We start from the raw sequence: 25,408 nt of genomic DNA on the forward strand, positions 1-25,408 counted from the left end.
GGAGTCTTGCTCCCGCCCTCGTTGGTTAGATTTTGCACGCCCCGCTGGCACAACCGTCATCTTGCAGATCGGTCTGGGTGTCGTCGGCACCGTCCCGGGTGTTGTGGTAGTAGAGGGTCTTGACCCCGTACTTGTAGGCGGTCAGCAAGTCCTTGAGCAGTTGCTTCATGGGGACCTTGCTACCCTCGAAGCGGGCCGGATCATAGTTGGTGTTGGCGGAGATGGCCTGATCCACAAACTTTTGCATGATACCGACCAACTGCAGGTAGCCATCCACACTCGGCTGTTGCCACAGGAGCTCGTACTGATCCTTGAGGCGGCTGTACTCGGGGACCACCTGCTTGAGGATACCGTCCTTGGACGCCTTGACCGAGACCAGGCCGCGCGGCGGCTCGATGCCGTTGGTGGCGTTGGAGATCTGGCTGGAGGTCTCACTCGGCATCAGGGCGGTCAGGGTGGAGTTGCGCAGACCCACGGTGCGGATCTCTTCGCGCAGGGCTTCCCAGTCGTAGTGCAGGGGCTCGTTGCACAGGGTGTCCAGATCGGCCTTGTAGGTGTCGATGGGCAGGATCCCCTGGGCATAGGTGGTCTCGTTGAAGGCCGGGCAGGGGCCAAACTCACGGGCCAGCCCAACGGATGCCTTCAGCAGATAGTACTGGATCGCCTCGAAGGTACGATGGGTCAGGGCCAGGCCGGAGCCGTCGGAGTAGCGGGCACCGTTCTTGGCCAGGTAGTAGGCATAGTTGATGACGCCAATCCCCAGGGTGCGGCGGTTCATGCTGCCCTTCCTGGCGGCGGCAATCGGGTAGTCCTGATAGTCGAGCAGGGCATCGAGGGCTCGCACCGCCAGATCGGCCATCTCTTCCAGATCGTCGAGCTTCTCGATGGCGCCGAGGTTGAAGGCAGAGAGGGTGCACAGGGCGATCTCGCCGCTCTCGTCGTCGATGTTGTTAAGCGGCTTGGTGGGCAGTGCAATCTCGAGGCAGAGGTTGGACTGACGTACCGGGGCGACGCTCGGATCGAACGGGCTGTGGGTGTTGCAGTGGTCCACGTTCTGGATGTAGATGCGACCGGTACCGGCACGCTCCTGCATCATCAGGGAGAAGAGATCGACCGCCTTGAGGGTCTTCTTGCGGATGCTCGGATCCTGCTCGTACTTGACGTAGAGCGCTTCGAACTTCTCCTGATCGGCAAAGAAGGCGTCATACAGGCCAGGTGCATCAGACGGGGAGAAGAGGGTGATGTCACCGCCCTTGATAAGGCGCTGGTACATCAGCTTGTTGAGCTGCACCCCGTAGTCCATGTGACGGACCCGGTTCTCTTCCACGCCGCGGTTGTTCTTCAGTACCAGCAGGCTCTCCACCTCGATGTGCCACAGGGGGTAGAAGAGGGTGGCCGCACCGCCACGCACACCGCCCTGGGAGCAGCACTTCACGGCCGTCTGGAAGTACTTGTAGAAGGGGATACAGCCGGTGTGGAAGGCTTCGCCGCCACGGATGGGGCTGCCCAGACCACGAATACGGCCGGCGTTGATACCGATACCGGCACGCTGGGAGACATAGCGTACGATGGCACTGGCGGTGGCGTTGATAGAGTCCAGGCTGTCGTCGCACTCGATCAGCACGCAGGAGCTGAACTGGCGGGTCGGGGTACGCACACCGCTCATGATCGGAGTCGGCAGGGAGATCTTGAAGGTCGAGACCGCGTCGTAGAAGCGCTTGATGTAGTCAAGACGGGTATCTTTCGGATACTTGGAGAAGAGGCAGGCAGCCACCAGGATGTAGAGGAACTGCGGGCTCTCGTAGATCTCGCCGGTGACGCGGTTCTGGACCAGATACTTGCCTTCCAGCTGCTTGACGGCGGCGTAGGAGAAGGTCATGTCACGCCAGTGGTCGAGGTGAGCATTGAGCTCCTCGAATTCGGCCTGGGTGTAGTCTTCCAGCAGGTGCTTGTCATATTTGCCCATGTCGACCAGTTTGGCGACGTGGCTGTAGAGGTGGGGCGGCTCAAACTGGCCATAGGCCTTCTTGCGCAGATGGAAGATGGCCAGACGGGCAGCCATAAACTGATAGTCCGGGCTCTCCTGGGAGATAAGATCGGCTGCCGCCTTGATGATGGTCTCGTGAATGTCGGAGGTGCGGATGCCATCATAGAACTGGATGTGTGACTTGAGTTCGACCTGAGAGACGGAGACGTTGTCGAGTCCTTCCGCGGCCCAATCCAGCACGCGATGGATCTTGTCCAGATCGATGGGCTCTTTGTTGCCGTCCCGTTTCGTCACAAGCAAGTTCATGAGAGATGACCTTCTATTGTTAGTTTCCCGAAAATCCACACCCCATATTGGGAACAACATGGGGTGAGGCACAAGATGTAGATGTTTTTTGTTGGCTGAAGCACAAGATAGTGAGGCAAACACGCCTTTGCAATCCATCTATACTGCACTTCCTGTGGATAAATTGTGGGTCTCTGCGCCCTGTTAGTGGCTGCTCACAGCGAGTGGTTTGCCCTCCCTTTCATGGCGTTGTCGTGTTGGCAGGATCCTCCCCCGACAAAAAAAACCAAATTATTTGGCTTGACGACAGGTGGCTTCGCCACAAGGGGAAGAGGGTTGTCGCAGATTTCATCAGCTCACTCCCGACGCTCGACCATGTGGTCAATGTTTGCCCAACTTGTGCTCCAGCGCCTCCAGGGTGAGCTGGCTGATCCCGCGAGCCAGCACAGAGAGATCCGGCTGGGGGTTAAAGAGCTCGGCGATGGTGTCGCAATAGCGCTGATAATCCTCCGGCTCCCCCTCCTCGATGATGATGGTCAGGGCCTCATGTAAACCGGCCAGGGCGGCCAGGTGATCCGCGTAGTGCTGATCCGGCAGTTGTCTGACCCGCTCCATCAGGCGGCTGACATGTTGACGCAGTTGGGGAGGGAGCTGCTCGGGCAGCGGGAGCTCCCCGTCGTGTACGAACCCTTCGATACGGTAGCCAAATTTGGGCAGGGTGATGAGTTGCAGCGGTGGCGGCAGGCTGCGCCTGAGGTTGGCGATAGCCACATTAAGAGAATTGGGGCCGACAACCTTGCCGGGCCAGCCATGCTCGAGCAGAGCCTGACGGCTGACGGGGTCGCCATTGGCCTCGACCAGAGCCGTCAGGAGTCGGGTCTCGGCACCGCCGAGCCGGATAAGACACTCATCATCCTGGGTGATTTCGCCGCTGATGAGATCGATAGCGTATGGGGCAATGTGGATTTTCATGCTCTGTGTGTAATTTGTTGTTGTAATGTATTGCTCACTGTTGAGTGGCATGCAGTTTGGCATGCAGGTTCGGGGTCGGACAATTATCCCGTGGGCCCATTTTGAGATTTAATGAGTTTTTTAGCTTTTTAGGAGGGACTGTTCCCCCTTCACCACAGGGCCGCTAGAATGCGCCCCTCGCTCATCTTCTGGATTGAACTCTCCATGACCCAGGCCCCGGATCACTCAGTCAACCGCCTGCGCACCGTCCGTCTTGCCCGCTCAACCCGACCCTTTCTTGCCCGTGGCGGCAGCGTCAAGCGTTGCCCTGGCTGTCTGTTGCAGCCAGGGCTGTGTGCCTGCCATTTACGGCCCGTGATGCACTCTCGCGCCGCTTTCTGCCTGATCATGTTTGATAGCGAGCCCCTCAAACCGAGCAATACCGGGCGCCTCATCGCCGATGTGCTGCCCGACTCGACCCATGCCTTCCTCTGGTCCCGCACCGAGCCGGATCCGGCGCTGCTGGCCCTGCTCGCCCATCCCGACTACCAGCCTTTCCTGGTCTTTCCCGATTGCGAGAAGGCTCCCGAGCGGGTTCTTCACACGCCTGTGCTTGAAGAGGGCAAACGCCCTCTCTTTATTCTCCTCGATGGCACCTGGCGTGAGGCGCGGCGCATGGCCAACAAGAGCCCCTATCTCGACGCCTTCCCGGTGCTCTCGGTGCGTCCGGAGCAGCTCTCGACGTATGGCATGCGGGTTGCCGCCCACGACGAGCACCTGTGCACCGCCGAGGTCGCCGCCTGTGTGCTCGAGAGTGCGGGCTTCGGCCGCGAGGGGGCGGCCCTGCAGCAGTGGTTCAACCTCTTTAGCTGTCGTTATCTGGCCGGAAAATTGCGCCGTTCCCCCGACGATGCGCTCCTGTGCCAGGCCCTGGAGGCATGGCAGGGTTAATTGATTCCTGATGGGAATAGGTTGCCTGCCGTCGTTTCGCTGTGCCGGGGGAGGGAAGGGGAGTAACATCGCGCCATTGCTGATGATGAGGTGACCAATGGAAATGGAATTAATGACCCTGGTGATGCTGTTTGGCGTCGCCCTGCTGGCGGGATTTATCGACTCGATCGCCGGCGGCGGGGGACTGCTCACCGTGCCGGCACTGCTGGCCACCGGTATGCCGCCGGCTCTGGTGCTCGGCACCAACAAGTTGCAGAGCAGTTTTGGCTCCTTCTCTGCCACCCTCTTCTTTGCCCGTCGTGGCATGCTCGAGTGGCACACCATTTGGCCTGCGGTGATCGCGACCTTTGTGGGGGCCGCAGGAGGCTCGCTGGCGGTGCAGACCATCGATGCCGCCGTGCTGGAGAAGATCCTGCCTTTCCTGTTGATGATCTTCGCCCTCTACTTCATGTTTTCACCCCGGGTGAGCGATGCCGAGAGTCAGCGCCGCCTCTCCCCCTTGCCCTTTGCGTTGTTGGCCGGCGGTGGGGTCGGGTTTTACGATGGCTTTTTCGGGCCCGGGACCGGCTCCTTCTTTGCCATCGCCTTTATCGCCCTGGGGGGTTACGGCATGGCCCGTGCCACGGCCCATACCAAGTTGCTCAACTTCACCTCCAACATCGCCTCACTGCTCTTTTTCGCCCTGGGGGGTAAGGTGGTGTGGAGTGTAGGGCTGGTGATGGCGGTCGGTCAGTTTCTGGGGGCCAGACTCGGCTCCCGGTTGGTCATCAGCAAGGGGGTAAAGCTGATTCGTCCTCTGCTGGTCTCCGTCTCCCTGGTGATGTCGGTCAAGCTGCTGCTGGCACACTACCCTCAGCTGCTCACCATCTGACGGGAGGTGAAGTGGGCGCCGATGGCCTCCATCAGCCGTACCAGTCGATCTCGCTTGAGGGCGTTGGGGCGGTAGATGAGGTGCAAGGGGCGTGTCAGCCCCGCAAGGGGGCGCCGTGGCTGCGCCTCATCCCCCAGTTTGTCGAGCAGCCCGGCCGGTAACAGCACGGGGGCCACGCCGGCGCGGGCCAGCTCGATCAGGGCCAGGTAGGAGTCCAGCTGCATGCGCGGGCGCAGTCCCTGCTCCTCCAGGGTCGCAGCCAGATAGGTATTGGAGGGGTTCTCCAGCTCCATGGTGAGGATCCCCTCCCTGAGGGCCTGCTCCTCATCTCCGACCAGGTAGAAGGGCTCGTCCATCAGCCGGGTGGCCAACAGGCCGTGGCCATTGGGAAGGCGTCCGGCACAGATCCCGAGCAGGGCATCGCCGGAGCGCACTCTCTCGATGATGACAGGGGTGTGGTGGGTGGAGAGCACCAGAGCCTTGTCCTGCTGGCGGATATACGCGGCGAAGAAGGGAGCCAGATAGCCTGCCAGCAGCGTCTCGGAGCAGGCGAGCGGCAACGGGGTGTGATCGCTCATGGCCCGGTTGTCCGAGATCTCCCCTTTAAGCTCCTCAAGCAGCGGATTGACGCGAGCCAACAGATCGCGGGCATCGGCGGTGAGACGGATGTTGCGGCCATCCGGCTCCACCAGACGCTTGCCAAGGCGTCCCTCCAGGTTGGCGATGCGCTTGCTGACCGCCGATTGGCTGATATAGAGGCGACTTCCCACCTTGCCCATGGTTCCCTCGCGGGCCAGCAGATAGAGGGTTTCCAGTCCTTCCAGCAGCATGATGACTCCCCAGTATGACGTGCTGCCGACACGTTAGGGCGTCAGGCCCGCCACGGCAAGCGCCGCGGGGCAAACAAAATGAGATTGCCCAGCACAGAGCAGGTGACTCCGACCCAGGCTGTCGTTGTCCAGTGATACCCTTCAAACCAGGTTGACAGGCTTAGGGCCACCAGAGGAAAGAGCACGGTGGCATAGGAGGCGTTGGCGGCGCCGATGCGTCCGACCAAAGTGAGGTAGGCACAAAATGCCACGACCGATCCGAACAGCGCCAGATAGATGAGCCCGGCCAGATAGCGCCCGCCGTGGGGGATAGTCAGTGTCTCACCCCTGACGAGGACCCAGAGAAACAGCAGCCCCACGCCGTAGAGCATGCCCCAGGGAACCAGTTGCAGCACAGTGAAGCCGGCCCGCTGGCCACGGGCCGAGACCAGGTTGCCAAGGCAGAAGCAGAGGGTACCCGCGCAGGCGAGCAGCAGGCCGAGCCGGGGCGTCTGGCCATCGCCTTGGCGCAGCTCGGGCCAAAACAGCAGCAGGGTGCCGCTCACACCGAGCAGGGCGCCGAGGGCCCAGCGCCCAGAGGGGCGCCTCTGCTCGAGCAGCCACAGCAGCAGGCCACTCACTATGCTGGCACTGGCAAATACCACGGCCGAGAGGCCACTGGGGATGAAGCGGGTGGCATGGTAGAAGCACAAGAAGTTGGTGGAAAAGAGCAGCACCCCAAGACCCAGTGCATAGGTGTGGCCGGCAAGCGGCAGGTGCAGGGGACGACGGGCCGCGGCCAGAATGGCAAACAGGGCCAGTGCCGCCAGTGCAAAGCGGTAAAGCACCGACACCTCGATGGGCACCTCACCGAGTTGCCAGCTGATGGCAATCCAGGTCGAGCCCCAGATAAGGGTGGTGGAGAGATAGAGGGCAAGGTTCATGGAAAACTCCTGACGAGGGTAAGAGACGCCACAGTGGCGCGTCATACCGGGCTCTGTCTTGCAGCAGAGTGCGCCTTTTGCAGATTCTTGCGCTTTTGTTCACGCCCTCTCTCGCCCCGCAGGCCGGTATGGTTAGAATGGGCCTCAACGGAGAGGGGGCAGCATGGGGCAGGATGGCGTCTATCAGGCATTGCAACGGAGCGGGGCTCGGCTCGAGGCCGAGTGCTGGCTGGAGCCCGGGCTTGGCGCGGTCCGCTGGCGTAATCGCTTCGATCAGACGCGCTACGACAAGCCGGGCCACCACACCCTGAGCGTCTATCTCGAGGGTGGGGAGCAGACCGAGCGCCTCGATGGCCCGCGCGGGCGCGGGGGGGCCGGCAAGATCTGCATCATGCCGGATCAGCATCAGTCGGAGTGGCTGGTACGCGACGAGTTTGCCTTTTTCCACCTCTACTTCACCCCGGCCCATCTGGTGCGTATTGCCGAACAGGCGTGCGATCGGGAGGGGCGGCACCTCGAGCTCGAAGACAAGACCTTTATCGAAGATCCCTTGTTGGCAAGTCTGGTGCAGGGGCCTCTGCTCGCCCTCGACTGGTCCTCGCCACTGGATAGACTCTCCCTCTCCCATTGTGCCTGGATGCTGATGCTGCAGCTCTATCGCTGCCACACCCGGGCGGCGCCCCGTTTACCCCGGATCCGGGGAGGCTTGGCCCCGGTGATGGTGCGCCGGGTGTGCGACTATATAGAGCAGCACCTGGGCGAGCCCGTCACGCTAGCCGAGCTGGCCGGCCTGGTGCAACTGAGCGAATACCACTTCGCCCGGATGTTTGCCACCAGTGTCGGACTACCTCCCCATCGCTATCTCGCCACTCGCCGGCTGACCCGGGCCGTGGAGCTGCTCAAGGGGAGGCTGCCACTGGCAGAGATCGCCCTGCGCTGCGGTTTTTCCTCCCAGGCTCACTTCGGCAATCGCTTCAAGGCAGCCTTCGGACAGACGCCGGGGCAGTGGCGAGCCCAATGGTCATCTTGTTGTCATATGCAGCAAAGATAGTGGTGGCTGCAACCCAAGGAGAGAGTCATGGGACATAAAAAACGTCAGCTGCGTCATCGTCAACTCTGGTTCAGCCACTGGAACGGGCCTGTGTGGCATACCGCCCCCAGCGAAACGGCACAAAATCGCCAAACGCCTCACAGTTCCCGGTAATAAGCACGCTCAACACATAGGTTTTTGGGCCCGGCTTTGTCACTATTGGATGAAAATGACCAGCCGGACTCCCCCTGAATGTATCTGGAACGCATCGATATCCGCAGTTTTCGCGGGATAAACCGCCTCTCGATGGGGCTGGATCAGACCACAGTACTGATAGGGGAGAACGCCTGGGGAAAGAGCAGCCTGCTGCGGGCGCTCTGGTGCCTGTTGGGGCAAGAGGCCGAGCCCTATGAGTTTACCGCCGATGACTTCTACCGCCCCGAAGACCCCGGTCTGCCCCTGGCCGATCATGCCCATATTGTCCTCACCTTCTGCGAGTTCCGTCCCGATATCGCCCTGCACTCCAGCCGCCTGGCGCGACTCGCCCCGGCCTGGGTAAAACACAAAGACAAGTTCAACCGGATCCACTATCGGGCCATGGCGGTGCGCCTCGAGAGTGGCGAGATAGAGACGCGCCACGATTTTCTCGATAGCGCCGGCAAGGCACTGACCTTGAATGAAGTCGGGCTGGTGGAGCAGCTGATCACCATGAACCCGGTGTTTCGGCTGCGCGACGCCCGCGCCGCCAGGGCGACCGAGCCTGCGCTCAACGGTCAGTGGGAGCAGTCATTGAGCGATCTGAGCGAGCGGATGCAAGACGATCCTCAGGGGATCACGGAAGGGGAGCTCAAAGGGGCGCTGCAGGCGGTGCGTCACCTGATGGAGCACTATTTTCGGGCCCTCTCGCCGCTCAAACACAAGCCTCGTACCCAGCGCGAGATCATCAACAAGCCCATGACCCTGCGTCACCCGGCCAATCTGCACGATATGCTGGCCAGCTCCGACAGCCGGGCCTTGCAACTGGCCATGGCCGGCGTGGCGGGCGCCCTGTTGCAGGCACGCGGTAACCGTGAGCTGGAGGAGGGGGCGCGCCCCATCCTGATCCTCGAAGATCCCGAGAGTCGGTTGCACCCCACCATGCTGGCCCTGGCCTGGGGGCTGCTCGAGCAGCTCCCCGGGCAGAAGTTGCTCACCACCAACTCGGGGGACCTGCTCTCCTCGCTTCCGCTCTCCGAGGTGCGCCGTCTGGTGCGTCGGGACGGGGATATCCAGTGTCACCAGCTTGGTGGCGAGCGCTATAGCAGCGACGATCTGCGCAAGATAGCCTTTCATGTGCGCATCAACCGCCCCATGTCCCTGTTTGCCCGCTGCTGGCTGCTGGTGGAAGGGGAGACCGAGATCTGGCTGCTCTCGGAGCTGGCCCAGATCTGCGGTTACAGCCTGAGGGCGGAGGGGGTGCGCATCATCGAGTTTGCCCAGTGCGGGCAGACACCCCTTATCAAGATTGCCCGTGACTTTGGTATCGAGTGGCATCTCCTGGCCGATGGCGATGAGGCCGGCGTCAAGTATGCCAACTCGGTGCGCGGGCAGCTTAAGGGAGAGCGCGAGCGAGATCGTCTCACCCTGTTGCCGGCGGCGGATATCGAACACTACCTCTATCAGCATGGCTTCGAGAGTGTCTATCGGCGCGAGGCCGGGGTCGGCGACAAGACGCCGCTGAGCACAGGGCGCATTATCGACAAGGCTATCCATCATCGCAGCAAGCCGGGGATGGCCCTGGCCGTGGTGGAGGAGGCGGAGCGGCTGGGTGAGATCCCCCCCGTGCTCAGGCAGATGTTTGCGAAAGTGGTCGCCATGGCGCGTGGTCAGAGTTGATGGATTGGGCTGCCGGGGTGAATTGGGTATACTGCGCGGCTCTTGTCTCAGGAGTCTTGCCATGTTTGCTCAACTCACCCTCTGGCTCTACCCTCTGCTCGGCCTGATGGCCTGTGGCGCCTTGTTTTTACTGGGGGTCGTGCTGTGGAAAGGGGATCTCTGCCCCGGTCAGCGCGCCCGGATTTCGACCCAGATCTTCTCGGTGTGGGTGATGACGGCCCTGTCGGTGTTGCTGGCTCTCTCTGCCGGCGCCCCTCTGTGGCTGATCGCCCCGGCAGGGGGGGCAGTGATCGCCGGTTTTGCTCTCGCCATCTTTCAGTCGCGCCTCGAGGCCAAGCGCTCCATTCCCTCTGGCTGGTTTGCCGTGCCGGCACTGCCGCTCGCCCTCTATGGTCTCTTGCTGGTGGCCCGTGAGGGCGGGGCGGCACTGTCCCAACTCATCGTGCTGGGCTGCGCCTTCGCCCACCTGATGCTGCTTCGTGCTCGTCATCGGCTGCAGGCGTTCAACCTGCTGTTGCCTCTGGGGGGCCTCGTCGGCGCCCTGGCGGGGCTGGTATGGCTTGGCGTCGTGACTCTGATGCAGCAAGATGCGGCCCTGCTCGATACCCTGATCCCCTGGGTGCTGGGCTATAGCCTCCTGATGATCATGGGGCTCGGGATCTGGTTCTTCCCCCTTCTCAGCCGCCGTGACAACGCCCCTGTGGTGCTCTCCACCACCCTCTTTATCCTGCTCCTCTCCCAGTGTGCCGGGGCCCGTCTCTTCGCCCTCATCTAAGGCTTGCTCAGGCGGGGCAGAATCCGGCTGCCCCGCTGACCAGCAGGCAGCAGCTGCGCTCTGCCAGCCGATAGTGCCCCTTGATCATGGCCAATTCACTGCCAAAGGAGACGATGTCCTGGGGAGTGGGCAGGGCCGTATCGAGGATGCGATGCCACTCTCCACCGACCCCGCGTGGGGGGGCCGGCAGTTTGAACTCCAGAGGCTCCCAGAAACTGTTAAAGACCAGATAAAAGGCGAGCCGCTCCTCCTTGGAGAGGGCTGACATGGCGATGGCATGAGAGTGGCCGCCCCAGTCCGGTTGATAGCACTCCACCCCATGCCAGCAGATCTCGCTGTGGCGCAGGATCTCGGCCAGGGAGTGGGGCATGCCATCTTGCTCGGGGCGAGCCAGCAGCTGCTTGCGATAGAGGATCAGCTCCCGCATGAAGCGCAACATATTCTGGGCGCGGCTATCCCACTTCCACTGCATCCAGCTCAAGGGAGTGTCCTGACAATAGGCGTTGTTATTGCCTTCCTGGCTGTGGAGCACCTCATCGCCCATGAGAATCATGGGAGAGCCCACCGAGAGCAGGGTGGCCACCATCATATTCTTGGCCTGTCGCAGGCGCAGGGTATTGATCTGCGGATCTCCCGTTACGCCTTCATGGCCATGATTCCAGCTGAAATTCTCATTGCAGCCATCGCGATTGTGTTCACCGTTCGCCTCGTTGTGCTTCTCGTTGTAACTGGCCCAGTCCCACAGGGTAAAGCCATCGTGACAGGTGACGAAGTTGATGCTCTTCTCGGGATCCGCATGGTGGTAGTGGTAGATGTCCGGACTGCCACACAGTCGCTCGGCAAAGGCCCGGACGCTGTTGTCATCGCCACGAATAAAGCGACGGACATCATCGCGAAACTGACCGTTCCACTCACGCCAGCGGGCCCCCGCTATGCTCCCCACCTGATAGAGACCGCCGGCATCCCAGGCTTCGGCGATAAGCTTGGTATCGGTGATCAGAGGATCGGTATCTATTGTGCGCAGGGTCGGGGAGTTGGTGACCGGCATGCCGCTCTCGTCGCGGGAGAGTATTGAGGCCAGATCGAACCGGAACCCGTCCACATGCATCTCCTGACGCCAGAAGCGCAGACTGTCCATGATCATGCGAAGGGCCACCGGGTGGGCGCCGTTAAAGGTGTTGCCGCAGCCCGAGTAGTTGGTGTGGTGCATCTGATCGTTCAGGATGTAGTAAGCCTCATTGTCGATGCCGCGATAGCAAAAGGTGGGGCCATCGTCTCCCCCCTCGGCGGTGTGGTTGTAGACCACATCCAGAATGACCTCGATCCCGGCCCGGTGCAGCGCCTTGACCATGTCGCGAAACTCGGTGACCGGATTGCTGGTGGCGGCATATTGCGCGTGTGGCGCAAAGAAAGAGATAGGGCTGTAACCCCAGTAGTTGGCAAGGCCTGCAGGAGCATCCTGGGGATCAAACTGAAAAATGGGGAGCAGCTCGACGGCGGTGATCCCCAACTGTTGCAGATAAGGAATCTTGTCGATGAGACCCAGGTAGGTGCCGCGGCGCTTTGCGGGGATCCCTGAGCCGGGATCACGGGTAAAACCGGCCAGGTGCAACTCATAGATGACAGAGCGCGAGAGGGAGTGGGCGGGCAGTTCATCCCCTTCCCAGTCGTAGTGGCCCAGATCGACCACCCGGCTCTTGGCGCAGCAGTGCAGATTACTGCCCGGTCTGGCTGCCGCCAGACGATCGTAATTGGGGGGAAGCTCGACAGCCCGGCTATAAGGGTCGAGCAGCACCTTGTCTCGATCGAAACGGGTCCCGTTATAGGGACGCCAGGGGCCGTGGATGCGAAAACCATAGCATTGGCCGGCCCCAATCCCGGCCACATGGATGTGCCAATAGTAGGCGGTGCGATTGAGGCGGGGAGAGAGAGGGATCACGGCCGGATTGGTGTCGGTCTCATGAGCAAAGAGCAGCAGCTCGACATGGCTGGCGAGGCGTGCCCAGATGGCAAAGTTTACCCCATCTCCCTCGAGGTGTGCCCCCAGCCGGGTGCAGTGGCCGCGTGAAATCCTCATAAGACAGCTCCTTTGACGCCAGTGCCTCACAGTCTAGTCAGGGATAAGTGTGGCTGCCTCTGACGCCTTATTACCCAAGGGTTGTGCGAGAGTTGCTCATCTTGCCGCTCAAACAGGCAGTCAGTTAGTTTCATCAAATATTTTTATGAATATTCCTTGCAATATGAAGCGCGCGCCCTATTATTGGCGACCTCGGACGCGGGGTGGAGCAGCTCGGTAGCTCGTCGGGCTCATAACCCGAAGGTCGTCGGTTCAAATCCGGCCCCCGCAACCAACTTAAGCCGCAAGGCACAGGCTTCGATGTTCTGCTCACATCGAGGTGACAATTCGGACGCGGGGTGGAGCAGCTCGGTAGCTCGTCGGGCTCATAACCCGAAGGTCGTCGGTTCAAATCCGGCCCCCGCAACCAATTTAAGCCGCAAGGCACAGGCTTCGATGTTCTGCTCACATCGAGGTGACAATTCGGACGCGGGGTGGAGCAGCTCGGTAGCTCGTCGGGCTCATAACCCGAAGGTCGTCGGTTCAAATCCGGCCCCCGCAACCAACTTGAGCCGCAAGGCAAAGGCTTCGATGTTCTGCTCACATCGGGGTGACAATTTGGACGCGGGGTGGAGCAGCTCGGTAGCTCGTCGGGCTCATAACCCGAAGGTCGTCGGTTCAAATCCGGCCCCCGCAACCAATTTGAGCCGCAAGGCAAAGGCTTCGATGTTCTGCTCACATCGGGGTGACAATTCGGACGCGGGGTGGAGCAGCTCGGTAGCTCGTCGGGCTCATAACCCGAAGGTCGTCGGTTCAAATCCGGCCCCCGCAACCACTATTCTGATCCTCTCTTTTGATTTTTCTTCCTTATTACTCATCCCCTTAGCATCTGTTAGCGTGGCTTGTCCCTCGCTTGCTGGTTATCATAATGGTCTGTCGTCAAGGATCAGGCCTCATCTATGTTGGAATTTAGCTACACCCCTCCCTCTATTCATCTGCTCGAACAGTCTCTGGATGCGCTTCCCCAATCCGACGCCGCTGTGGCACTCATTCTGGTTGCCGAAGATCGCAAGGGTTTCTTCCTTGGTGAGGTTCAGAGTCCCGAGTTGCAACTGCAAGAGCAGTTGAATCAGGGCAGTGTCATACACAGGGTCGAGGGTGGTCAGTGGCAGTGGATCGGTTTCCTGCCCGCGGCCCTGGAGTCGGAGGCGCAGCTCTATAAGAAGCTGCGGACTATGGTGAGCCAGATCGGGCCGCTTCGGGCCGAACACGTGGCCATCCATCTCTACGGCTTCGAGCCCGAGGCCGGAGCTCTGATTGCCGACGCCGCGCTCGGGGTACTGCTCAGCCAGCGCGTCACGTTGCCGAGCTACAAGTCTGCACCGAAAGAGCAGTGGCCCTTGAGCCGGGTCTCTCTCTCCCCCGCATTGGCCATCGACACGGCGCGTATTACGGCCGAGGTGGAGGGAAATGCCCTGGCCCGTTATCTCTCGGCCCTGCCTTCGAGCGAGCTGACGGCCCGTGAATATCGCCGCTTTGTCCGTCAGTTGGCCCAACAGGAGGGGTGGGAGTGCCACGATTACGATCAGGTGCAACTGGCCGAGCGCGGCGCCGGTGCTTTTCTGGCGGTGGCCAGGGGGGCCGATGACGATCAGGGGGCTATCGTACGGCTGCGCCACCGGGTCAGTGACAAGCGTGGCCGGTTGGCGCTGGTGGGCAAGGGGATCTGCCATGACTCGGGAGGCTACAACCTCAAGGTCGGCGGCTCCATGTATGGCATGCATCTGGACATGGGCGGCAGCGCCGTGGCCCTGGGCGCCCTGCTGGCCATCACCCGTGCCGGACTGCCCTATGGGGTGGACTGTTGGTTGGCCATCGCCGAAAACCATATCGGTCCGCGGGCCTATCGTCCCGGGGATATTGTCACCGCCATCAATGGCAAGACCATAGAGGTGGTCGATACCGATGCGGAGGGACGCATGGTGCTGGCCGATACCCTCACCATGGCGGCGGAAAATACCCCGGATCTGTTGATCGACTACGCAACGCTCACCGGGGCTTGCAAGCGGGCCCTGGGGAGCCGTTATAGTGGCGTCTTTACCAATCGCGAGGCCTGGCTGGTCCCCTTGATCGAGGTGGGTCGACGCTGTGGGGAGCGGATCTGGCCCTTCCCCCTGGATGAAGACTATGACGAGACTCTGGAGAGCGAGTGGGCTGACCTGTTGCAGTGCGCCCCCGGTGCCTCATGCGATCATATCGACGCAGCCCGTTTCCTGAGCCATTTCGTGCCGGCCCAGACCCCCTGGCTACATCTCGATCTCTCGGGATTCCGGCATAAGGGAGGGCAGGGGATTGTGACCGGTGAGATCACCGGATTTGGTGTTCGCTTGACCCTGGCCCTGCTGGCCGACGGCCGTTTTCTTCCCAAGACACGCAAGCAGGGACGTTGAGATGAGCCGTTACGCCTATGACTGGATCCTGTTCGATCTGGATGAGACCCTTTTTGACTTCCCTGGCCACGAGGCCCTGTTGGCCATGTTGACCCAGGTGGGACTGGAGCCCCATGCCACAGTGCTGGCGGAGTATAAACAGACGAATCACACCCTGTGGGAGCGCTTCAATGCCGGGCAGATCGATGCCCATCACCTGCAGCATGAACGTTTTGTCGGCATCGGCCAGCTGACCGGTCACCATCCCCTGGAGCTCAATCGCCTCTATCTTGAGGCGATCATCGCCTTGAGCCGTCCTCTGGATGGTGTCATGGAGACGCTGGGCAGGTTGCGTGGCCGGATTGGCATGGGGATCATCACCAACGGGTTTAGTCTGCCCCAGCGCGGCCGGTTGCAGCGCCATCAGCTGGATACCTGGTTTAACCCTGTGCTGGTCTCGGATGAGGTGGGGCTCTCCAAGCCTCACGGAGGGATCTTTGAACTGGCCCTGTCACAGTTAGCGGTGAGCGAGCCCCGACGCGTATTGATGGTCGGAGACAATCCCCTGGCGGACATTGCCGGTGCGGCCGAGGCGGGTCTGTCGACCTGTTGGTACGATCCCGGTTTTAGCGATACTGTCTGTCACCCGACCCACCATATCCACCATATCTCCCAACTGCTGGACGTGATCGGCATCGATGAGTAGGGGGCCATGCCGGCCCCCTTGGTGTATCAACGGGCCCGGGTGAGGGCCCATCGCTCCAGCAGGTTGACCGCTTGCACCAGGACGCCCTCATCGAAGTCGAAGGCGTTGTGGTGGTGCGGGGCTGCGAGTGTGGCACCCAGCACCAGATAGGCCGCCTGCCCCCCTGCGCGCTGCACCCGCTCCATCAGAAAGCCGGCATCCTCGCTGGCACCGAAGCGCCGGGTCGGCACCACCTCCAGCCCCTCATCCCGGGCCAATGGCGCCAACTCGCTCAGCAGCTCGGGGGAGTTGGCCAGGCCCTGTGCCTCTCCCTGCTTGATGATGCGATAGGTCACTCCGTAAGCGAGTGCCGTACCCTCCACGATCCGCTGCACCTGCCCGAACATATAGTCGTTGAGGTGAGGGGCGGCGCCACGGGTCTCCCCGCACAGGAGGGCATGTTCGGCAATCACGTTACGCCCGCTTCCCCCCTGCAGGGTGCCTATGTTGATCCGGGTCATGCCATCCCGATGGCGGGGAATGCCGAACAGTGCCGTGGTGGCGCTGCAGGCGGCCGCCAGCGCGTTGGTGCCGGCGTTGGGCTCCAGGCCTGCGTGGGCGGGCGTGCCGAAGAAGTGGACATCGAACTTGGTGGAGCAGAGAAAATCGGTGGGATTGAGGACTAGCTCGCCACTGTCGGCATGGATCCCGAGGTGCAGGCAGAGCAGTGCGTCTACATCATCGAGGGCCCCGCCCGATGCCATCGCCTTGCCACCACGGCACCCCTCTTCGGCAGGCTGGAACAGCAGCTTGATACGGCCGCAAAGCTGCGCCTTGTGTTGCATCAGCCTGGTTGCCAGTGCAACACCGATGGCGGTGTGGCCATCATGGCCGCAGGCGTGCATCCATCCCGGATTCTGTGAGCAGAACCCGTCTCGCACCGGCGGGTGATGGGGATCATCGCTCTCGCTCACCTCGACGGCATCGATGTCGAAACGAAAGGCCAGGGTGGGGCCCGGGCGACCGGTCTCCAACAGGCCCATGACACCGGTCAGATCCCCCATGCGCTCGAGCCAGGCGGGATCGCCCCCTTGATGCAAGGCTCTGGCCTTCTCGGCCGCCACATCGACCTCACGACCCATCACAAAGGGGGCCGCCAGCAGACTCTCCCCAAGGAGCAGGGAGTATCCCGATGCCTCCAGGTGACGGGCTATCAGGCTGGTAGTGCGAAACTCTTTCCAGGCGGCTTCGGGGTAGCGGTGCAGATCCCGTCGCCACGTGACCAGCTCATCGACGTGCATCTTTTTCTCCTCGTCAGCGATACGCAGGCTATTGTGCTCCCTTGGGCCTGGCAGGCAAGGGGGTTGATCTTCTGGTAGGAGCAGTAAATGTGTGACCGGATGGTTTTTTCAGGCACAAAAAAGGGGCGATAAATGCCTGCAACAAGCATTTATCGCCCCGCTTTTGGAGACGTCTGTCTCTTTAACTCTCAGCGCCAGCGCCGGTTTGACTCACATCTGGGCCAAAGAGGGAACGGATGTGGCAATCAGGGCAAAAAAGACGGTAAAAACTGCAGTAACGATAAATTCTTTCATCTCCGCTCTCCTCGATGTGGTTGATTATGAAGCAATCATACCATTCAGAGACATTAGTTCAATAGAAAACATGAAAAAATGTAGCCGTATCTATGGTTGTCTGGTTTTAACCTTGTTTTCTCCATCTTTCTTTTGTGAGTAATTTGGGCGGGGGAGGTGTGGTTTTTTTGTGTCTTTTGTTTTGGTAAGTAATTGTTTTTATGGTTGTTTAAGTTCTTGCTAGAGAGCGGGTGAGATGGTTGCAAGAAAGGCTGAGCAAGCCACCTTGCAGATTTCTTTCATGCGGCAGCCCTCTGAAGGCTTCTTTTTTTGTAAGAAATGGTCGATTTGTATGATGTGGTGGGTGAAGTGCCACTTCCTGTCGTGCTTTTGTGTGAAAAACAACCTTGGGATTTGATGGGCTCCATCATGGGCGGCTCGCGGCCAAGACGCCAACGGGGTCACTTTCCGATAGCCGCGCGGGTATGACCCCCGCGGGTTACGCTCACCACACAGGGGGGGTCGATGCCATCTGGATAAAGAACTTGACAGTAATGGTGGTGAGCATCGTTGGCCAATGAAGATGGGAGTGCTTATCTTTTACTTCTCACAGAATTCACATCCGGTTAGTATCGCTTGGCAAAATAATAAAAAGGAGTTCAGGGGTGTTGAGGACAGCGCAAGAAAGATTGCCGCACTATTTAGCGCAACTCTATGAGTGCGGTATAAATGATTCCGATATCAATTTGGTGCTGGAAGAGGTGCGCAGAGATTCTGGGAGTGCATTATCTCTGCTGCTGCTCAGAGATGAAGAGAGAAATGGCAGGATTACGCTTTTTTCCAGTGGTCTGAGCGAGGCTCAGCATCACTATTACATTCAGCATCATCGCCAGGATATTTGGTTCAACCACTATCTCGAGAAGGGGTGCAAAGGGGTCGTCAAGGCCAATACCCTCAGCAACAAGGCGGGCCTGCTGGCCGGTTTTGGCGCTCACTTTGCCATCGGGGGCGTGTGTCGTGTCAGCGGTTATGGTCTGGCGAGCGTCAGCTCATATCGGGATCAGCAGCAGACAGACTTCGGTGATAAGGAAATTGATGTTTGGGATGGCCTCTATTTTGGATTGGCCTCCTGGAGTCGTCACTATTGGAATCTGGTTGGGCTCGAATTGCAAAATCATCAATTGCAGCAGCTCATCAAACATCAGAATAAAGCGGTAGCCATCGTTGACGAGAAGGGTGGGGTGCAATATTCCAACGCGGAATTTAACCGTATTGCAGATGATAATCATGAATTACGAATGCAACATGGTGTGTTGTCGGTCAACAACAAGGATCAGCAACGTCAATTTCGCGAATTGCTCGCCGGTTTTACCTATTCGACGCCGGGCTCTCCCCGCTATCTGTCGGTGACCCGAGGGGGAGGATTACGACCCCTGTTGCTGCAGGCCAGCCTGATGAGCGGACTGCGCAATGCCGAGCGTTATATCGAGCTGGTGATCCGCGATCCGGACCACGCCTTCTCACCGGATATCGCCGCCATGGGCAATCTCTATCCCTTGACCAGCGGCGAGCGGGAACTGCTGTTGTTGCTGAGCAAGGGTTACAGCAGTAGTGATATTGCCGAGCTGCGCGGAGTCAAGGTCGAAACGGTTCGCTCGACTCTCAAGAGTGTCTTCAAGAAGACCGATTGTCACAGTCAGAGCGAGCTCTTGCTCTTGCTGCAATCCATTTCATGAGGCGTGTCTACACTCAAGGTGTCGCTGCCTGAGCAGTCGCAACGCGTTGGGGGAAGATATGCACTCATTGAAAGTAAAGGATTATATGTTGGTGCGCCCGGTGACCCTGTCGCCCGATACCACGATACCTGCTGCCGTGGAGAAGTTTTTGCACAGCAACCAGATGGGGGGACCCGTGGTGGACAAGCAGGGACACCTGCTGGGTTGGATCTCGGAACAAGATTGTATCGCCACCATGATAAAGGAGACCTATCACTGCGAGCGGGTAGCCCTGGTGGGGGATGTGATGCGCAAAGAGGTACTCAGTGTCGGGCCCGAGAGCTCGGTGCTGGAGCTGGCCAGCATGATGACGGAGCACAAACCCAAGATGTACCCGGTGCTTGAAGACGGGCGCCTGGTGGGGGTCATCAACCGTCATCTGGTGTTAAAGGCCATCAACGAGCAACTGCAGGACTGCTTTATCAATCATCCGGCTTGAGGATGCATCGACGACGAGGGACGGGGTAACCCGTCCCTTTCTCCTGGTCATTGCCGACCGCCTTTTTCTTGCGCCAGTCCGAGGGGATCTTTAGGATCGTGCCATTGCGTTAATCGGTCATTCCCCTGTGAGGGTGACCCCATCGATGGCTATCAGGAATCTCTCTCTTGTCTCTTACTCTTCCTGCCCTGCGGGCACGACTCGCCCACTGCATGAACCTCGACGCCCGCCAGTTGGCCAAGCGTCTGTACGGTGTCGCCAAGGTGCCGGCGGCCAAACAGGAGGCGGTGCTCGCCACCATCGACGCCGATCTGCGTCAGGCCGAGCAGCGCTACCAGACTCGTCTGGCGGGTGTTCCCAGGGTCAATTATCCCGAGAATCTCCCCGTCAGCCAGAAGGCGGATGAAATTGCCACCGCTATTCGCGATCATCAGGTGGTGATCATCGCCGGCGAAACCGGCTCGGGCAAGACCACCCAGATCCCCAAGATCTGCCTCTCTCTGGGGCGCGGGGTGAAGGGCTACATCGGCCACACCCAGCCGCGGCGTCTCGCGGCCCGCACCGTGGCGGCGCGCATTGCCGAGGAGATGCACTCCGAACTCGGCCAATACGTGGGTTACAAGGTGCGCTTTACCGATCAGGTGAGCGAGCAGACCCACATCAAGCTGATGACAGACGGTATCCTGCTGGCCGAAATTCAGCATGACCGGCTGCTCACCCAGTACGACACCATCATCATCGACGAGGCCCACGAGCGCAGCCTCAACATCGACTTCATCCTGGGTTATCTCAAGGAGTTGCTGCCGCGCCGGCCCGATCTCAAGGTGATCATCACCTCGGCCACCATCGATCCGGAGCGCTTCTCCCGCCACTTCGGCAAGGCGCCCATCATAGAGGTATCGGGCCGCACCTACCCGGTAGAGGTGCGCTATCGCCCGTTGACCGACGGGGCGGATGACAGGGACGAGCTGCAGGGGATCTTCGATGCGGTCGAGGAGCTCAGCCATGAGGGGCTCGGCGATATCCTCGTCTTCATGAACGGAGAGCGGGAAATTCGCGATACCGCCGATGGTCTGCGCAAGCTCAACCTGCGCGACACCGAGGTGTTACCGCTCTATGCGCGCCTCTCCAATGCCGAGCAGAACAAGGTGTTCCAGCCCCATGCGGGGCGGCGTATCGTGCTCGCCACCAACGTGGCCGAGACCTCCCTCACTGTGCCGGGCATTCGCTACGTGATCGATCCCGGTACGGCGCGGATCAGCCGTTACTCCTGGCGAACCAAGGTGCAGCGCCTGCCCATCGAGCCGGTCTCCCAGGCCAGTGCCAACCAGCGCAAGGGGCGTTGCGGCCGGGTGGCGGACGGGATCTGTATCCGCCTCTACTCGGAGGAGGATTTCAACGGCCGCCCCGCCTTCACGGATCCCGAGATCCTGCGCACCAACCTGGCCTCGGTCATCTTGCAGATGCTCTCCCTGGGCCTTGGGGACATGGAGGCCTTCCCCTTCGTCGAGCCGCCCGAGTCGCGCCACATCAAAGATGGTCTCTCCCTGCTCAAAGAGCTGGGGGCGGTTGAGGAGCGGCGTGGCCGCGACGGCCGTGAGGCACTCAGCCTCACCGAGACCGGTCGCCAGCTCGCGCGCATTCCCCTCGATCCCCGTCTGGCCAAGATGGTGATCACCGGGGCTGCCACCGGCTGCCTTAAAGAGATGATGGTGATCACCTCGGCCCTGAGCATCCAGGATCCGCGCGAGCGCCCGATGGAAAAAAAACAGGCCGCCGACGAGCAGCACCGCCGCTTTGACGACAAAGACTCGGATTTTCTCGCCTTCCTCAACCTGTGGAACTACCTGCAGGAGCAGCAGGAGGCGCTCTCGAGCAATGCCTTCCGTCGCCAGTGCCAGAAGGAGTTTCTCTCCTACCTGCGGGTGCGTGAGTGGCAGGATATTCACTTCCAGCTGCGCCAGACCGTCAAGGAGCTGGGCTTTAAGAACAACAGCGAGCAGGGGGATTACAAGAGCATTCACTGCGCCATCCTCACCGGCCTGCTCAGTCACATCGGCAACAAGGATCTGGAGAAGAGCGAGTTTCTCGGGGCGCGCAATGCCCGCTTCCATCTCTTCCCGGCCTCGGGTCTGTTCAGGAAGCCGCCCAAGTGGGTGATGGCCGCCGAGCTGGTGGAGACCTCGCGCCTCTATGCCCGCATCAACGCCCGCATCGAGCCCGAGTGGGTAGAGCCGCTGGCCGGCCATCTCATCAAGTTGCACCACAGCGAGCCCCACTGGTCGAAGAAGCAGGGCGCCGTCATGGCGAGCGAGAAGGTGACCCTGTTTGGCCTCACCCTGGTCGCCGAGCGGCCCATCAACTACAGCCGTCTCGATCCGGCACTGTGCCGCGAGCTTTTCATCCGCCATGCCCTGGTGGAGGGGGATTTCGAGACCCGCCACCGCTTCTTTGGCGAGAACCGCAAGCTCCTGGCCGAGGTCGAGGCCCTCGAGCACAAGTCGCGCCGGCGCGACATCCTGGTGGACGACGAGGACCTGTTCCGTTTCTACGAGGCGCGCATTCCCGAGGAGGTGGTCTCGGCACGCCACTTCGACAAGTGGTGGAAGGGGGCGCAGCAGCGCGATCCTGAACTGCTTAACTTCGAGCGCGAGATGCTGATGAAGGGGGATGCCGCCCACGTGAGTGAGCTCGACTACCCCAACAGCTGGCATCAGGGGCGTCTGAAGCTCAAGCTCAGCTACCAGTTTGAGCCGGGGGAGGCCGCCGACGGCGTCACCTTGCACATCCCGCTGCCGCTGCTCAACCAGGTGGAGCCGGTGGGCTTCGAGTGGCAGATCCCGGGGCTGCGGCAAGAGCTCCTGGTGGCCCTCATCAAGTCCCTGCCCAAGCCGGTGCGCAAGAACTTTGTGCCGGCCCCCAACTATGCGGAGGCGCTGATGGCCTCCATCAGCCCCGAGCAGGGGCCGCTGCTCGATGCCATGGAGCGCCACCTCAAGCGCATGACCGGTGTCAGCGTGGATCGCGAGGCCTGGGACTGGAGCGGGGTGCCCGATCACCTGAAGCTCACCTTCCGGGTGGTGGACGAGCGCCAGCGCAAGGTGGCCGAGAGCAAGGATCTGCTCGCCCTCAAGGAGTCCCTGCGTGGCAAGGTGCAAGAGACCCTCTCCAGGGTGGCGGATGACGACATCGAGCAGTCGGGTCTGACCCTGTGGAGTTTTGGTGAGTTGCCCAGGGAGTACAGCCAAAAACGCAGCGGCTTCGAGGTGAAAGCCTATCCGGCGCTGGTGGATGAGAAGGACTCGGTGGCCATTACCCTGGTCGAGAGCCCGGTGGTGCAGCAGCAGCTGATGTGGGCCGGCCAGCGTCGCCTCATCCTCCTGAACGTGCCGTCGCCTATCAAGTACCTGCAGGAGAAGCTCCCCAACAAGTCCAAGCTGGGGCTCTACTTCAACCCCTTTGGCAAGGTGAGCGATCTTATCGATGACTGCATCGCCTGCGGCTGTGACAAGCTGATTGAACAGCATGGTGGCGTGGCCTGGGACGGCGAGAAGTTCGAGACGCTCAAGGAGTTTGTGCGCGCCGAGCTGAACGATGTGGTGGTGGAGGTCGCCAGCCAGGTGGAGGCGGTGCTGACCCTGGCCCACGACATCAGAAAACGGCTCAAGGGCAAGATGCAGCTCGACACCGCCTTTGCCATGTCGGATGTGCAGGCCCAGCTGGAGCGGATGATCCACAAGGGGTTCGTCAGCGAGACCGGTTGGAAGCGCCTGCCCGATTTGCTTCGTTACCTGCGCGCCATCGAGCGCCGGCTCGAGAAGTTGGCGGTCGATGCCAACCGGGATCGGGTCTACATGCTCAAGGTGCAGAGTGTCGAGCAGGCCTATCAGGCCCTGCAGGCCAAGGTGCCCAAGGGGCAGCCCATGGCCCCCGAGGTGGCCGAGATCCGCTGGATGATCGAGGAGCTGCGCGTCTCCTTCTTCGCCCAGAATCTCGGCACCCCCTATCCGGTTTCGGACAAGCGGGTATTGAACGCCATCGAGGCATGCTAAGCTCAAGCAACTGATAACAAAGCGATAAATGGAGGCAAGGGAATGCTGCTTGGCTGGCTTGCACTGGTCTCGGTGAATGTCAGCGGCTATATGCCGCTGGCAGAGCAGACCTGGGTGTCACTCGATCCCGCCTGGTATCCCACCTCGCGTCCCTTGCCACAGATCTTCGCGGCCTGGCACGGCAATCAGTTTCCCGTGCTGGAGACAGAGCAGCGTCACGGCCGCTGGCAACTGCTCTTCCCCGCCCGCCTCAAGCCTCCCTTTACCCTGTTTGAAGGTGCCCCCCAGCTATCTCGCGTCTATCAGATGCGTCTGCGCCGCATCGACGAGATGGCCTATGGGGTCAGCGTGCGGCCTGGAGTGACTCCCGCCCCTGCCTCGCAGATCGAGATGCTACCTGCCCAGCGAGTGCCTCTGATCCGGGAGTGGGCCGGTTGGCAGGAGCCCTGGCATCCCAAAACGGCGCACACCCTCCGGGAGGTCGAGCAGGCCCCGGCGATTGACCCTTCCCCCCTGCCACAGGGGGTATGCCACCGGGTAGGGGCGGGGGAGACCCTCTGGCGCATTGCCGATAACCTGGCCCGGGAGCGGGGCAGTGATACCTACACCCTGGTGTTGGCCCTGCACGCCGAAAACCGTGCCCGTCTGGGCCCTCGGGGTCAGGTGCGTTCGGGAAGCGAGCTGCGCTGCCCCGGGCCCGATCACCTGCAGCGCTATCAGGCGATGACGGCGGCCCAGCGTCAGGCGGCGGTGATCGCCTTGCAGCGATGATGCGGCTTGCCTGCCAAGAGGGGCCGTGCTAGTATTCGCGCTCGTTTTGCGAGGTGTTGACCGGTCGCAGTCATCACCATTCATTCATCCAGATAAGAGATATTGCTATGTCTTTCGTATACCAAGCTGAAGTCCGTACTGACATGGGGAAAGGTGCGAGCCGCCGCCTGCGTCATGCTGACCTGGTTCCGGCCATCGTTTACGGTGCTGCCAAAGAAGCCGTTTCCGTTACCCTGGACCACAAAAAGCTGATCATCGACCAAGAGAAGCCGGAGTTCTACAGCGAAGTGCTGACCCTGGTTATCAACGGCGAAGAAGTAAAGGTTAAGGTCAAGGACATCCAGCGTCACCCGGTTAAGCCGAAGCTGGTTCACCTGGACTTCGTTCGCGCCTAATCGCCGACGACCTTCAGAAAAAGGCCACCTCAGGGTGGCCTTTTTGCATTTGCGCGTCAGGCAACGAGATGGCCAGACAGAGCAGAGCCGCCCTGGGGCGGCTCTCTGTTACCAGATGGGTTGGGTTAGGTAGGGGTTGCTGACCCGCTCGCGCCCGAAGGTGGAGCTGGGCCCGTGGCCCGGGATGAAGACAATCTCGTCGCCAAGGGGCAGCAGGGTTTCGTTGATGGAGCGGATCAGGGTGGCATGATCCCCGCGCGGGAAGTCGGTGCGCCCTATGCTGCCGGCGAAGAGGACGTCACCCACCCAGGCGACCTGCAGCTCCCGTGAGAGCAGCACCAGATGACCCGGGGTGTGGCCGGGGCAGTGAAAGACCTCGAGGCGCTGCTGCCCCAGGGTGATCACTTCCCCCGCATCGAGCCAGCGGTCGGGGACGAAGGCCGGGGTGTGGGGAAAGCCAAACATCTGGGACTGCTTGGGCAGCATCTCGAGCCAGAAGGCGTCCTCTTTATGGGGGCCGACGATGGGGGCGCCGAGGTCGCTGCGCAGGATATCGGCGGCGCCCACATGATCGAGATGGCCGTGGGTGAGAATGATGTGGCGCAGGGTCAGACCATGACGGCTCAGGGCCTCTTTCAGCTTCTCCGGCTCGCCACCCGGATCGATCAGGGCCGCATCATGGGTCTCGTCACACCAGACGAGGGAGCAGTTCTGGGCAAAGGGGGTGACCGGGATCACCTCGAACTTTAGCATG

At 60.9% G+C, this 25,408-nt stretch carries 20 protein-coding genes and 5 tRNA genes; 18 read left to right on the forward strand and 7 right to left on the reverse strand.

Annotation, left to right across the window (positions count from 1 at the left end; all coding sequences use genetic code 11):
• Window positions 1–25 precede the first annotated feature (25 nt).
• Complete coding sequence (gene nrdA, locus BN1133_RS16085) at window positions 26–2,293, reverse strand: class 1a ribonucleoside-diphosphate reductase subunit alpha (protein WP_050667492.1); 2,268 nt, start codon at window positions 2,291–2,293, stop codon at window positions 26–28.
• Window positions 2,294–2,653: 360 nt separating this feature from the next.
• Entirely contained in the window at window positions 2,654–3,244 is a 591-nt protein-coding gene (locus BN1133_RS16090) for a winged helix-turn-helix domain-containing protein (protein WP_050667493.1), read from the reverse strand.
• A gap of 204 nt (window positions 3,245–3,448) precedes the next feature.
• Between BN1133_RS16090 and BN1133_RS16095 the strand changes: the two genes are divergently transcribed.
• Together BN1133_RS16095 and BN1133_RS16100 are read left to right on the forward strand one after the other, a co-directional pair.
• Window positions 3,449–4,174: a tRNA-uridine aminocarboxypropyltransferase gene (locus tag BN1133_RS16095; protein WP_050667547.1), complete on the forward strand. Its 726-nt coding sequence runs from the start codon at window positions 3,449–3,451 to the stop codon at window positions 4,172–4,174.
• Between the two features lie 97 nt (window positions 4,175–4,271).
• Complete coding sequence (locus BN1133_RS16100) at window positions 4,272–5,045, forward strand: TSUP family transporter (RefSeq protein ID WP_050667494.1); 774 nt, start codon at window positions 4,272–4,274, stop codon at window positions 5,043–5,045.
• Here the strand turns inward: BN1133_RS16100 and BN1133_RS16105 are convergent.
• Entirely contained in the window at window positions 5,027–5,875 is an 849-nt protein-coding gene (locus BN1133_RS16105) for a LysR family transcriptional regulator (protein ID WP_050667495.1), read from the reverse strand. The two genes, BN1133_RS16100 and BN1133_RS16105, sit on opposite strands and share 19 nt — an antisense overlap.
• A gap of 41 nt (window positions 5,876–5,916) precedes the next feature.
• Complete coding sequence (locus BN1133_RS16110) at window positions 5,917–6,798, reverse strand: DMT family transporter (RefSeq protein ID WP_050667496.1); 882 nt, start codon at window positions 6,796–6,798, stop codon at window positions 5,917–5,919.
• 163 nt (window positions 6,799–6,961) lie between these two features.
• Between BN1133_RS16110 and BN1133_RS16115 the strand changes: the two genes are divergently transcribed.
• The 3 genes from BN1133_RS16115 (at window position 6,962) to BN1133_RS16125 (ending at window position 10,478) form a co-directional block, all read left to right on the forward strand.
• A complete protein-coding gene (locus BN1133_RS16115) occupies window positions 6,962–7,849 on the forward strand; it encodes a helix-turn-helix domain-containing protein (RefSeq protein ID WP_050667497.1) in 888 nt (295 codons plus the stop codon).
• A 231-nt stretch (window positions 7,850–8,080) separates the two neighbouring features.
• On the forward strand, window positions 8,081–9,703 hold the full coding sequence (locus BN1133_RS16120) for a DUF2813 domain-containing protein (RefSeq protein ID WP_050667498.1): 1,623 nt from the start codon (window positions 8,081–8,083) through the stop codon (window positions 9,701–9,703).
• A gap of 61 nt (window positions 9,704–9,764) precedes the next feature.
• Complete coding sequence (locus BN1133_RS16125) at window positions 9,765–10,478, forward strand: hypothetical protein (RefSeq protein ID WP_050667499.1); 714 nt, start codon at window positions 9,765–9,767, stop codon at window positions 10,476–10,478.
• A gap of 7 nt (window positions 10,479–10,485) precedes the next feature.
• Here BN1133_RS16125 and glgX read toward each other — a convergent pair whose 3' ends face one another.
• Window positions 10,486–12,555: a glycogen debranching protein GlgX gene (glgX, locus tag BN1133_RS16130; RefSeq protein ID WP_050667500.1), complete on the reverse strand. Its 2,070-nt coding sequence runs from the start codon at window positions 12,553–12,555 to the stop codon at window positions 10,486–10,488.
• Between the two features lie 197 nt (window positions 12,556–12,752).
• Between glgX and BN1133_RS16135 the strand changes: the two genes are divergently transcribed.
• The 7 genes from BN1133_RS16135 to yjjG all read left to right on the forward strand — a co-directional run bounded on the left by BN1133_RS16135 (window position 12,753) and on the right by yjjG (window position 15,669).
• Window positions 12,753–12,829 (forward strand) — tRNA-Met (locus BN1133_RS16135).
• A gap of 58 nt (window positions 12,830–12,887) precedes the next feature.
• A tRNA-Met gene (locus BN1133_RS16140) sits at window positions 12,888–12,964 on the forward strand.
• Window positions 12,965–13,022: 58 nt separating this feature from the next.
• A tRNA-Met gene (locus BN1133_RS16145) sits at window positions 13,023–13,099 on the forward strand.
• A 58-nt stretch (window positions 13,100–13,157) separates the two neighbouring features.
• Window positions 13,158–13,234, forward strand: a tRNA-Met gene (locus tag BN1133_RS16150).
• A gap of 58 nt (window positions 13,235–13,292) precedes the next feature.
• A tRNA-Met gene (locus BN1133_RS16155) sits at window positions 13,293–13,369 on the forward strand.
• Window positions 13,370–13,493: 124 nt separating this feature from the next.
• Window positions 13,494–14,984 (forward strand): M17 family metallopeptidase, encoded by a 1,491-nt coding sequence (locus tag BN1133_RS16160; protein ID WP_050667501.1) that lies wholly within the window; start codon window positions 13,494–13,496, stop codon window positions 14,982–14,984.
• Window position 14,985: 1 nt separating this feature from the next.
• Window positions 14,986–15,669, forward strand: coding sequence for a pyrimidine 5'-nucleotidase (gene yjjG / locus BN1133_RS16165; RefSeq protein WP_050667502.1), 684 nt, complete (start codon window positions 14,986–14,988; stop codon window positions 15,667–15,669).
• Between the two features lie 26 nt (window positions 15,670–15,695).
• Here yjjG and BN1133_RS16170 read toward each other — a convergent pair whose 3' ends face one another.
• Complete coding sequence (locus BN1133_RS16170) at window positions 15,696–16,949, reverse strand: amidohydrolase (RefSeq protein WP_050667503.1); 1,254 nt, start codon at window positions 16,947–16,949, stop codon at window positions 15,696–15,698.
• Window positions 16,950–17,040: 91 nt separating this feature from the next.
• Here BN1133_RS16170 and BN1133_RS20180 point away from each other — a divergent pair, with 91 nt between their 5' ends.
• The 6 genes from BN1133_RS20180 to rplY all read left to right on the forward strand — a co-directional run bounded on the left by BN1133_RS20180 (window position 17,041) and on the right by rplY (window position 24,654).
• On the forward strand, window positions 17,041–17,385 hold the full coding sequence (locus BN1133_RS20180) for a hypothetical protein (protein ID WP_153006760.1): 345 nt from the start codon (window positions 17,041–17,043) through the stop codon (window positions 17,383–17,385).
• 502 nt (window positions 17,386–17,887) lie between these two features.
• Window positions 17,888–18,958 carry a helix-turn-helix transcriptional regulator gene (locus tag BN1133_RS16175; protein ID WP_224160153.1) on the forward strand — a complete coding sequence of 357 codons (1,071 nt, stop codon included), beginning with the start codon at window positions 17,888–17,890 and terminating at the stop codon, window positions 18,956–18,958.
• Window positions 18,959–19,016: 58 nt separating this feature from the next.
• Window positions 19,017–19,436: a CBS domain-containing protein gene (locus BN1133_RS16180; RefSeq protein ID WP_050667505.1), complete on the forward strand. Its 420-nt coding sequence runs from the start codon at window positions 19,017–19,019 to the stop codon at window positions 19,434–19,436.
• A 167-nt stretch (window positions 19,437–19,603) separates the two neighbouring features.
• Window positions 19,604–23,488 (forward strand): ATP-dependent RNA helicase HrpA, encoded by a 3,885-nt coding sequence (gene hrpA / locus BN1133_RS16185; RefSeq protein WP_050667506.1) that lies wholly within the window; start codon window positions 19,604–19,606, stop codon window positions 23,486–23,488.
• Window positions 23,489–23,530: 42 nt separating this feature from the next.
• Window positions 23,531–24,259, forward strand: coding sequence for a type IV pilus assembly protein FimV (locus BN1133_RS16190; RefSeq protein ID WP_050667507.1), 729 nt, complete (start codon window positions 23,531–23,533; stop codon window positions 24,257–24,259).
• Window positions 24,260–24,366: 107 nt separating this feature from the next.
• Window positions 24,367–24,654: a 50S ribosomal protein L25 gene (gene rplY, locus BN1133_RS16195; RefSeq protein ID WP_050667508.1), complete on the forward strand. Its 288-nt coding sequence runs from the start codon at window positions 24,367–24,369 to the stop codon at window positions 24,652–24,654.
• A 108-nt stretch (window positions 24,655–24,762) separates the two neighbouring features.
• Here rplY and BN1133_RS16200 read toward each other — a convergent pair whose 3' ends face one another.
• Complete coding sequence (locus BN1133_RS16200; RefSeq protein WP_050667509.1) at window positions 24,763–25,407, reverse strand: MBL fold metallo-hydrolase; 645 nt, start codon at window positions 25,405–25,407, stop codon at window positions 24,763–24,765.
• Window position 25,408: the final 1 nt, after the last annotated feature.

Source organism: Aeromonas schubertii (assembly GCF_000820105.1).
In the GTDB taxonomy this organism is placed as follows: Bacteria; Pseudomonadota; Gammaproteobacteria; order Enterobacterales; family Aeromonadaceae; genus Aeromonas; species Aeromonas schubertii.

Excerpts from the sequence above, each read along its gene's own strand:
- nrdA (WP_050667492.1), bottom strand. The coding sequence starts at position 2,293 with ATGAACTTGCTTGTGACGAAACGGGACGGCAACAAAGAGCCCATCGAT.
- BN1133_RS16095 (WP_050667547.1), top strand. The coding sequence starts at position 3,449 with ATGACCCAGGCCCCGGATCACTCAGTCAACCGCCTGCGCACCGTCCGT.
- BN1133_RS16090 (WP_050667493.1), bottom strand. The coding sequence starts at position 3,244 with ATGAAAATCCACATTGCCCCATACGCTATCGATCTCATCAGCGGCGAA.
- glgX (WP_050667500.1), bottom strand. The coding sequence starts at position 12,555 with ATGAGGATTTCACGCGGCCACTGCACCCGGCTGGGGGCACACCTCGAG.
- BN1133_RS16110 (WP_050667496.1), bottom strand. The coding sequence starts at position 6,798 with ATGAACCTTGCCCTCTATCTCTCCACCACCCTTATCTGGGGCTCGACC.
- yjjG (WP_050667502.1), top strand. The coding sequence starts at position 14,986 with ATGAGCCGTTACGCCTATGACTGGATCCTGTTCGATCTGGATGAGACC.
- BN1133_RS16120 (WP_050667498.1), top strand. The coding sequence starts at position 8,081 with ATGTATCTGGAACGCATCGATATCCGCAGTTTTCGCGGGATAAACCGC.
- BN1133_RS16170 (WP_050667503.1), bottom strand. The coding sequence starts at position 16,949 with ATGCACGTCGATGAGCTGGTCACGTGGCGACGGGATCTGCACCGCTAC.
- BN1133_RS16180 (WP_050667505.1), top strand. The coding sequence starts at position 19,017 with ATGCACTCATTGAAAGTAAAGGATTATATGTTGGTGCGCCCGGTGACC.
- rplY (WP_050667508.1), top strand. The coding sequence starts at position 24,367 with ATGTCTTTCGTATACCAAGCTGAAGTCCGTACTGACATGGGGAAAGGT.
- BN1133_RS16115 (WP_050667497.1), top strand. The coding sequence starts at position 6,962 with ATGGGGCAGGATGGCGTCTATCAGGCATTGCAACGGAGCGGGGCTCGG.
- BN1133_RS16160 (WP_050667501.1), top strand. The coding sequence starts at position 13,494 with ATGTTGGAATTTAGCTACACCCCTCCCTCTATTCATCTGCTCGAACAG.
- BN1133_RS16200 (WP_050667509.1), bottom strand. The coding sequence starts at position 25,407 with ATGCTAAAGTTCGAGGTGATCCCGGTCACCCCCTTTGCCCAGAACTGC.
- BN1133_RS16105 (WP_050667495.1), bottom strand. The coding sequence starts at position 5,875 with ATGCTGCTGGAAGGACTGGAAACCCTCTATCTGCTGGCCCGCGAGGGA.
- BN1133_RS16100 (WP_050667494.1), top strand. The coding sequence starts at position 4,272 with ATGGAAATGGAATTAATGACCCTGGTGATGCTGTTTGGCGTCGCCCTG.
- BN1133_RS16190 (WP_050667507.1), top strand. The coding sequence starts at position 23,531 with ATGCTGCTTGGCTGGCTTGCACTGGTCTCGGTGAATGTCAGCGGCTAT.
- BN1133_RS16125 (WP_050667499.1), top strand. The coding sequence starts at position 9,765 with ATGTTTGCTCAACTCACCCTCTGGCTCTACCCTCTGCTCGGCCTGATG.